Consider the following 8,383-nt stretch of genomic DNA (forward strand, 5'->3'; position numbering starts at 1 on the left):
CGACGCCCCCAAGAATCACATGCGCCACTGACAGCCGCCCCGGAAGCCCGGGCAACAAGGCGGGCCGGACGCTCCTCAGCCGCTCGCGAGGGCCGCCTGAAGAGCCGCCCGGAGGTGGCCGTTCGCCTCGGTGAGCAGGCGGGCGGCGGTCGCGGCGTCGACGTCGGCGAGGAGGACGAGGATCGCGTTCTTCGTCTCGCCGTCGACCGCGCTCAGGGCCGCCTCGATCTGGTCGTCCGGCGCACCCGTGGCCAGCGCGACGATACGGCGCGAACGGGCCCGGAGCTTGTCGTTCGAGGCCCGTACGTCGACCATCAGGTTCCCGTACGTCTTGCCCAGGCGGATCATCGTGATCGTCGACAGCATGTTGAGGACCAGCTTCTGGGCCGTGCCCGCCTTCAGACGCGTCGAGCCGGTCAGCAGCTCGGGGCCCACGACCACCTCGATACCGTGCTCGGCTGCCGCCGCGAGCGCGCTGTCCGCGTTGCAGGACAGGCCGATGGTCAGGGCGCCGAGTGCACGCGCGCGTTCCACCGCGCCGATCGCATACGGGGTCCGGCCGGAGGCCGAGACCCCTACCACCGTGTCGTCGGCGGTGACGCCCAGCGCGGCCAGGTCCTCGGCCGCCAGCTCCTTGGAGTCCTCGGCGCCCTCGATGGAGTTGACCGTGGCGCTCGGGCCGCCCGCGATCAGGCCGACGACCTCGGAGGGGTTCGTGTTGAAGGTGGGCGGGCACTCGGACGCGTCGAGCACACCGAGACGGCCCGCGGTGCCCGCGCCCGCGTAGACCAGGCGTCCGCCGCGCGCCATACGGTCCGCGATGGCGTCGATCGCGGCGGCGATACGCGGGAGCTGCGCGGCGACGGCGGTCGGTACGGTCGCGTCCTCGCCGTTCATGATCTTCGCGATCTCGAGGGTGGGCAACTGATCGATCCGGGCAAGCTCGGGACGGAACGCCTCGGTGGTCAGGGTTTCCAACTCATCCCGCACATCACGGAAGTTGGAGGAGGCGTCGGCGGGGGAGGTCATGTGGGGCGGCTCTTTCCGGTGTTCGTTCCGGTGCTGGCTTTTGTTACTCGTACCCGAGCACTTGTACGCGAGCTATGGGCCTAGCGCTGGGAGCCGCGCGGGCTGTGGCGGTGCGCGAGCGCCTCGTAGGAAGCGGCCAGCGCCGGCGCCGCCGACTCGTACGTCCGCTGGGCCACCCCTATGAACAGGCAGTCCACGACCAGCAGTTGGCTCGTACGGGACGACATGGCGGCCGGCCGCAACTCGCTCTCGCGGGCCGTCGACGTGGTGAGGACGTGGTCGGCGTACTGCGAGACCGGGCCGTCCGGGCGGCCGGTGATCGCGACCGTCGTGGCGCCCCGCTCGAAGGCGACCCGTAGCGGCTCGATGACGTCGCCGGTCGAACCGGAGTGGGTGATCGCGATGGCCACGTCCTTGGAGCGCAGCTGCACGGCGTTGGTGACCGCGAGGTGCGGGTCGCTGAACGCGTGGGCTATGAGGCCTATCCGCAGGAGCTTCTGGTGGAGGTCCTGGGCGACCAGGCCGGAGGCGCCGACTCCGTAGATGTCGATACGGCCGGCCGCCGAGAGTGCGGAGACGGCCGCGCCGAGCTGCACCGTGTCCAGGCCTGCCGCGGTGTCGGCGAGGGTCTGCTGCTCGTCGTACGCCAGTTTCGCCACGACGTCGGCGATCGGGTCGTCGACCGCGATGTCGGCCGTGACGGCGGGGGCGCGGCCCGACTGCTGGTGGGCGGCGAGGCCGGCGAGGGCCAGGCGCAGGTCGCGGTAGCCGGGGTAGCCGAGGAGGCGGGCGGTGCGGACGACTGTGGCCTCGCTGGTGCCGGTTCGCTCCGCCAGGCCGGTGACTGTGAGGGCCGCGCAGCCGGCGGGGTCGGCGGCCACGGTCTCGGCGACGCGCTGCATGGAGCGGGTCATTGACGGGGCGAGGGTGCGGACCTTGGCGGCGAGGGCCGCCGGTGCGGGCGGGGCCTCGCCTGCGAAAATTTCCTTCACGTTGGGGGTCACCTTTGAAAGATATTTTCGCCGACTGGGAGAGGTCAAGGGGTGGCTCGAAGGGGTTTTCACTGCGGGTCAGTGGGGGCTGGTCGCGCAGTTCCCCGCGCCCCTGGGGGCGGGCGGTTGGGGTTCGTGTGTCGGCTGCGGGCCCGTCGTGGCTTGTCGCGCAGTTCCCCGCGCCCCTGAGGGGCGCGGCTCTGGCGGCCGCGCGGCCTACGTGGGCGCGCGGCCTGCACGGGCGCGCGGCCTGCACGGAGCGCCGTCGCTTGTGCCATTGGCGCACAATGGGCCTATGGAACAGCCCGCCTTCCCACACCCCGTCAGCCCGCTGGAACAGGCACTGCACGCCGCCCGTGCGCTCGTGATCGCCGATCTCGTCGCGGGCGATGTCGCCGACGCCGATGTCGTCTCGCTTGTCGAGGCGTCTGTGGTGCAGCGGCGGTGGTGGGTGGAGCAGTGGCCGGAGGGTGTGGAGTATGTGGCGGGGCTGGTTGCCCAGGACGTGCAGGACTCGTTGCTCGAACGGTACGGGCGGTGGCCGCTGTGCCCGGTCTGCGGCGCCGGCGACCCGCACGCCCTCGACGTCGAACCGGAACTCGGGCCCGATCCGCACTGGGTGTGCCACAAGGCGGGCGTGAAGGTCTCGGCGGTGGGCTCGCTCGGCTCGGCCACCGCTGGTCCGGGTGGTCCCGGCGGGGCGCCCTCCTCGTGACCGTCTACATCGATCCGCCCGCCTGGCCGGGCCACGGTCACATGTGGTCGCACCTGATCAGCGACGTCTCGTACGAGGAACTGCACCTGTTCGCCGCGGAGTTGGGCGTCCCGCGCCGGGCCTTCGAGCGGGACCACTACGACATCCCGTCGCACCGGTACGCGGACGTCGTGCGTGCCGGAGCGGTCGAGGTCAGCAGCCGCGAGGTGGTGCGGCTGCTCTATGGGGCGGGGCTGCGCAGGCGCAAGAGCCGTACGCAATCCCTCTGAGCGAGCGGCCTCAGCTTCTGCGGAGCTCGTACACGTACTGCTGCCCGTCCTCCCGCACCCGCGTGTAGCCCGCACGCGACACCACGCCCTGGGAAGGGGCGTTGGCGTGGTCGACCTTCGCGCACAGCAGCTTCACGTCGTCGCGCGCCAGTGCCCACGTGGACAGCGCGCGCAGCGCCTCTGTGGCGTAGCCGTGGCCACGGGCCGCTTCCTCCAGGTCGTAGCCGACCTCGGCGCGGCCCTCGTCGTCGGGTACGCCGTGGAAGCCCATGCCGCCGACGGCCCGGCCGTCCTCCCTGCGCACGAGGACGAACACACCCCACTCCGGGCGGTGCGCTCCGGCTTCGTACGCCTTCGTGACTATCCCGGCGGAGAACCGCGTGTTCCCGCAAGGGCCGCCCTCGATCCACTCGAAGCCGCCCGTGCCGCCGATCTGCAGATCGGCGGCGGCAGCGGGCGTGATCCCTTGCAGGGTGAGCCGCTCGGCGGGGATGACGAGGTTGTTGTTCCAGCGCCACTCGGTGACCGGTGCGCGGCCGGGCAGTTCGCCGCGGCCGGTCGCCCACAGGAGGGTGCGCCAGTGGTCGGGTCCTGGCTGGACGTGCGGGAAGATCCGGGTGAGTACGTCCTCGCAGAGCTGGGCCGAGGGCTCGTACGCGATCCCCAGACCCTCGGCGATGTCATGCGTGTGCAGGAGCACCTCGGCGATGCCCATCGCGGCGAAGCCCTCGCGGTTCGCGCTGCGGAAGGGGTACGGGTGGAAGGCCCGCGCCTCGCGCGGTGCGGTGCGGACCGCTGCGGCGAGCAGGGTGCCGGTCGCCTCGATGACGTCCAGGACGTCGTCGGGGCTCTCGCACTGGGCGCAGTCGATGCGGAACGGTACGTACCGGTCGGTGGGGCGGCCCGCCAACTGCCCCGCGTACGCGATGAGATCCGACGCGATGTGCTCCGCCGTCCTGCGGCAACTCCAGTCGAGACGGCCCGCCTTGACGCCCCAGTCCCGCTCCCCGGCCGCCACCCGCAGCACCGCCACGGAGCCCGCGACGGCTTCCTCTATCTGCTCCCCGCCCATGTCTCGCATGGGGGCGACGATAGGTGCTCGGCTCGCGGAACGGCACCGAATAAGCGGGCGGCGGCTAACCGGTCAGCAGCTCCAGCTCGGCGCCGATGTTGTAGCGCGCCGTCGTCTCCCATTCCGCCGCCCCGTACGGCGTGCGGAACAGGCGTGGCAGGGCGAGGAGTTGGCGCAGCACCGCGGCACGGCCCTCGCGGAAGGCTTCGGAGGGAACGAAGGCGTACTCCTCGCGGATGGCGGCCGTGTAGACGGCGTACGTCTTCGGAGGCGCAGCCAGGATCGCCAGGTCGGCGTCGCAGAGGACCTGGCCGTCGGGGTCGTCGTCCGACGGGTCGTGGGTGACCGTGAGGCGGACCAGGCGGGCGACCTCGGCCGTCTTTTCCGGCGGGAGCCCGGCTTCGGTCAGGGCGCGTTCGGCCAGGCGGGCCGAGCGTTCCTCGTTCTCGGAGCGGTCGGGGAGGTAGACCGCGTCGTGGAACCACGCGGCGAGGCGCACCAGGTCCGGGTCGACCGCGTACTGCTCCAGTACGTCGATGTGGTCCAGGACCGCCGTGAGGTGATCGAGGGTGTGGTAGCGGCGCTGCGGCTCCGACCAGCGGGCGAGGAGGTCGTCGGCGTAGGGGTACGGGTCTCCTGTCGCGCCGAGGGAGCGCAGGGCCGCTGCCCAGCGATCACGCAGGGCCTCAGGAGCGGGATGACCGTCTGCTGCCATGCCGTCCATTGTCCCTTCCGAGGTCCGAGATCCTTAAGCGGCGAGACCCGTCGCCGGGATCGCATGGGATCGCAGGGCGCGAAAGACGATGTCCAGCGCGTCGATTTCCTCGTCGTTGAAGTGGTTGTCGATGACTCCGCGGGTGCTGAAGAGGCTGTTCTCGTACAGATCGCGGATGCTGATGAGGCCATTGGCCGCGACGTACCGGACCATCAGGCCGACGAGGTCGATCTGGTCGGCGGAGAGGTCGTGGTCGGCGATGAAGCCGGAGAACGCCTCCTGCGCGGCGGCCTTGTCCAGGCCTCCGATGCGACGCAGGAACACGCCGAGACCGCCGTCGGCCGCGCGCTTCTGGTCCAGGTCCTCGGAGGAGGCGACTCCCTCCGCGAGGAAGACCTCTTCCAGGGTGGCGAGGTCTTCAGCGGTGATCTGTTCGTTCTCGCGCAGTTTGCGGACGGCCTCTTCTTCGCGGTGGCTCTGGAGGTAGGCCCGGGCCTTCTGCTTGAAGCGCTCCTCGTCCGTGCCGACAGGCAGGCCCCTGAGCTCGACCTCTGTCAGATGTCCGTACTCCTCCGCTATGTCCGTGTAGACGATCTTTCGCGCGGCCGGTTCCTCGACCAGATGGGCCAGGCCCCGCACTCGACGTCGAACATGCTCCAGCATCGGTACGGTCACGTTCTGCCACCACTCGTCATCAGTGATGGCTTCGAGCAGCTCGGCCTGGTCCCGGATGACGGGGATGCTGGTTCTTTTGCCGAGGAGATCGTGGGCGATCTCCTGGACCTGACCGCGCAGCCGGGCGTAGTCGGTGTTGCCTTCCAGGGCTGCGAGTTGGAGACGATAGGCGATGAGGTCGAAGCGCTTGGCCTCCTCACCCGAGTCTTCGCCCTCGGGCCAGTAGTCGGACGGCAGGCCGAGGACGTCTTCGCTCAGGGCATGAGCCGCGTCCTCGTCGATGCGGTGCCAGGCGGCGAAGTCGCCGCCGAACACCTCGACATGGCGGCGATGCGGTCGTACGAGGAAGTTGTTGAGGTTCATGCCCCGCACAGTCTCGTGGAGACGATGTGCAGCCGCCCAGCGCAGTGACGCATCGGTGTCGAATGTGTCCGGCCCGCCGTCCTGGGCCGGGTCGGGAGCCTGGCGCCTGTCCAGCGTCCGAATGAGGTCGAGCTGACGCTGCAGGAGCTTCTCGGTGAGAGTTGGAGCCTGCCGGGCCGGGGCGCGATCGAGCTCCTGGTTGAAGAACTCGGCGTTGCCGCACAGATCGAAGACGTGGAAGCCGTCCTTGTCCCGACCGGGCCCGTAGATGTTCTCGCACAGGCGGGTGCCGCGGCCGATCATCTGCCAGAACTTGGTACGCGAGTACACCGGCTTGAACAGGACGAGGTTCAGCACCTCGGGCACGTCGATGCCGGTGTCCAGCATGTCGACCGAGATGGCGATGTCCGGAGCCTTGGCCGGGTCGGAGAAGTCGTCGATGAGCTGCTGGGGGTTCTTCTCCTGGTAGGTGATGACGCGGGCGTCGTTCCCGGCGCCCTGCGGGTAGTGGAGGTTGTACTGCTCTTCGATGGCCAGGGCGTGTGTGCTGTTCTTGGCGAAGACGATCGTCTTGCCGAGTCGGTCTCCGCCCTCCACGCGTAGACCGTGCCGCATCAGGACCTCGAGTGCCTTGTCGATGGTCGGCCGGTTGAACAGGAAACGGTTCACCTCGTCTGCGGAGACCGCGTCGGGGACCTGCCCGTCCTCGGTCCACTCCAGGTTGTCCCAGGCTTCCTTCTGCTCCTCGGTGAGATCGTCGTAGCGGAAGCCGCGCCGGAGGGAGTCGAAGGGCACGTCGACGACGTTCGGCTTCACGAGGAAGTGATCTTCGGCAGCCTGATCCAGGCTGTAGGAGTCCGTGGGGACGCCGTCCTCCAACTGGAACAGCTGGTAAGTGTTGTGGTCGACGTCGTCCTTGGGCGTCGCCGTCAGACCCAGAAGGAGGCTGTCGAAGTACTCGAAGAGCTCGCCGTACTTGTCGTAGACGGAACGGTGGGCCTCATCGATGACGACAAGGTCGAAGAAGCCTGGCCCAAAGCGGCGACGGCCGTCCTCCGTGACCTCATTGACCAGGTTCATCATCGTCGGGTACGTCGAGACGTAGACGTGGGCGTCGGTCTTCTTCTCGTTGAGGAGGTTGACCGTCACACTGTTCGGCAGGTGTTCCTTGAACGCGCGCACGGCCTGGTTGACGAGGGCTTGGCGGTCGGCGAGGAAGAGGACTCGCCGCGCCCAGCCAGCCCGCTGAAGCAGTTCGGCGAAGGCCACCGTTGGAACTCGCGAACTGCTCGCAGCGCCACGCGAACTGCCACGACAGTCCGAAGCACGCCTGACGCTCGACGCGTCCCCGCGCCGGTCTCCGGTCTGTGCCACGCTGTGGCCGGGCCGGGACCGGCTTGTCGCTTGTCCGACGACCGACCGAGGAGGGCGCGGGTGGACCGCATCGCATGGCACGAACTACCGCCTGACGTCCTGCGTGCGGCTGAGCGCCACATGGGACCCATCGAGTGGGCGGAGACGGCAAGCCATGGGGTGATGTCCCGCCTTGCCTGCACCGTGCAGGCCCGTTCCGGGCGGATGTTCGTGAAGGGCACGCGCATCGACGACCCCTCGGCGTGGGTGTATCGGCATGAGGCGGACGTAACGCAACACGCACCGGCTGCCCCCTGTGTGCTGTGGAGAGCCGAGGCGGGCGGGTGGCTGCTCGTCGGATACGAGTACGTCGACGGCCGGTACCCCGACTTCGCCCCCGGCTCGCACGATCTCGGCCCTCTGGTCCGCACCCTCACCGTCTTGTCCGAGACGCCATGGCCCGAGGCCGTCCGTAAGAAGCCGCTTCCCACGCGGTGGGCCGACTTCTTGCCGGACGACTATCGGCCCGGGCTGCAAGGGCGTTCGCTGGCCCACACGGATATGTCACCGCTGAACATGCTGGTGACGAAGGACGACCGACTGTGCCTGTTGGACTGGGCGCTCGCGTGTCCGGCGCCCGCTTGGGCGGACACGGCGTTCGCGGTGCTGCGCCTCATCTCCGCCGGGCACTCTCCCGAGCAGGCCGAGGTGGTCGCCCGCCAGGTCCCCGCGTACGGGCGCGCCGATCCGGTCGCCGTCTCCATGTTTGCGCGCACCGTGCTCGCCGCATGGGAGAGCAGGGAGCGCACAGACCCGCTGCCGCACCGAGCCGCACTGACGACCGCTGCCCGGTCCTGGGCCGCGTATCGCGGCCTGATCAGAGCATGAGCCAGCGCCTCTGACTTTGATGGCGTACCCCGTGCCCCAGGTTGAGGCCTTGTGTCGACGGCTGTGTTACTGACCGAAAAATGACGTCAACAGGGCGTGACGGTCGGCTTGACCGCCCGTGTGCCTCTTGGCAGTGTCGGCGGCAGCAAGCAAAACACCGCGCATATGGCTGCGCAGACCCTGTGGCCGCTCCTTCGGGAGCGGCCACAGACGTGTTGTGCGCCCAGCATGGGCGGTTGCTTGGGGGTGGAAGTCCCCTGGGGGAAGAGGTGGTGCTAACCCCGAGCCGGAGGCAAGGGCGTTACCGTGAGG

At 69.4% G+C, this 8,383-nt stretch carries 8 protein-coding genes; 3 read left to right on the top strand and 5 right to left on the bottom strand.

What is annotated here, in order from left to right; translation table 11 throughout:
- Positions 1-75 precede the first annotated feature (75 nt).
- Positions 76-1,029, bottom strand: a complete 954-nt coding sequence (murQ, locus tag ABD357_RS24150; protein WP_344392833.1) for an N-acetylmuramic acid 6-phosphate etherase — start codon at positions 1,027-1,029, stop codon at positions 76-78.
- Between the two features lie 80 nt (positions 1,030-1,109).
- Positions 1,110-2,033 carry a MurR/RpiR family transcriptional regulator gene (locus tag ABD357_RS24155; RefSeq protein ID WP_344392834.1) on the bottom strand — a complete coding sequence of 308 codons (924 nt, stop codon included), beginning with the start codon at positions 2,031-2,033 and terminating at the stop codon, positions 1,110-1,112.
- A 283-nt stretch (positions 2,034-2,316) separates the two neighbouring features.
- Between ABD357_RS24155 and ABD357_RS24160 the strand changes: the two genes are divergently transcribed.
- Together ABD357_RS24160 and ABD357_RS24165 are read left to right on the top strand one after the other, a co-directional pair.
- Complete coding sequence (locus ABD357_RS24160; protein ID WP_344392835.1) at positions 2,317-2,736, top strand: hypothetical protein; 420 nt, start codon at positions 2,317-2,319, stop codon at positions 2,734-2,736.
- On the top strand, positions 2,733-3,005 hold the full coding sequence (locus tag ABD357_RS24165) for a DUF4031 domain-containing protein (protein ID WP_344392836.1): 273 nt from the start codon (positions 2,733-2,735) through the stop codon (positions 3,003-3,005). The genes ABD357_RS24160 and ABD357_RS24165 overlap by 4 nt, the downstream gene beginning before the upstream one ends.
- Before the next feature lie 10 nt (positions 3,006-3,015).
- Here the strand turns inward: ABD357_RS24165 and ABD357_RS24170 are convergent, their stop codons facing one another.
- Genes ABD357_RS24170 through ABD357_RS24180 form a run of 3 tightly spaced genes read right to left on the bottom strand, consistent with a single transcriptional unit; the run spans position 3,016 to position 7,099 of the window.
- Positions 3,016-4,086, bottom strand: coding sequence for a GNAT family N-acetyltransferase (locus ABD357_RS24170; protein ID WP_344392838.1), 1,071 nt, complete (start codon positions 4,084-4,086; stop codon positions 3,016-3,018).
- 55 nt (positions 4,087-4,141) lie between these two features.
- On the bottom strand, positions 4,142-4,792 hold the full coding sequence (locus ABD357_RS24175) for an HD domain-containing protein (protein ID WP_344392840.1): 651 nt from the start codon (positions 4,790-4,792) through the stop codon (positions 4,142-4,144).
- A 33-nt stretch (positions 4,793-4,825) separates the two neighbouring features.
- Positions 4,826-7,099, bottom strand: a complete 2,274-nt coding sequence (locus tag ABD357_RS24180; RefSeq protein ID WP_344392841.1) for a DEAD/DEAH box helicase family protein — start codon at positions 7,097-7,099, stop codon at positions 4,826-4,828.
- A 165-nt stretch (positions 7,100-7,264) separates the two neighbouring features.
- Between ABD357_RS24180 and ABD357_RS24185 the strand changes: the two genes are divergently transcribed.
- Positions 7,265-8,071 (top strand): phosphotransferase, encoded by an 807-nt coding sequence (locus tag ABD357_RS24185; protein ID WP_344392842.1) that lies wholly within the window; start codon positions 7,265-7,267, stop codon positions 8,069-8,071.
- The last annotated feature ends 312 nt before the right edge of the window (positions 8,072-8,383 follow it).

Origin of the sequence: Streptomyces vastus (genome assembly GCF_039532825.1) — a bacterium.
In the GTDB taxonomy this organism is placed as follows: domain Bacteria; phylum Actinomycetota; class Actinomycetes; order Streptomycetales; family Streptomycetaceae; genus Streptomyces; species Streptomyces vastus.

Bases quoted from the DNA above. Each gene is read 5' to 3' on its own strand.
- murQ (WP_344392833.1), bottom strand. From the start codon at position 1,029: ATGACCTCCCCCGCCGACGCCTCCTCCAACTTCCGTGATGTGCGGGAT.
- ABD357_RS24160 (WP_344392835.1), top strand. From the start codon at position 2,317: ATGGAACAGCCCGCCTTCCCACACCCCGTCAGCCCGCTGGAACAGGCA.
- ABD357_RS24170 (WP_344392838.1), bottom strand. From the start codon at position 4,086: ATGCGAGACATGGGCGGGGAGCAGATAGAGGAAGCCGTCGCGGGCTCC.
- ABD357_RS24175 (WP_344392840.1), bottom strand. From the start codon at position 4,792: ATGGCAGCAGACGGTCATCCCGCTCCTGAGGCCCTGCGTGATCGCTGG.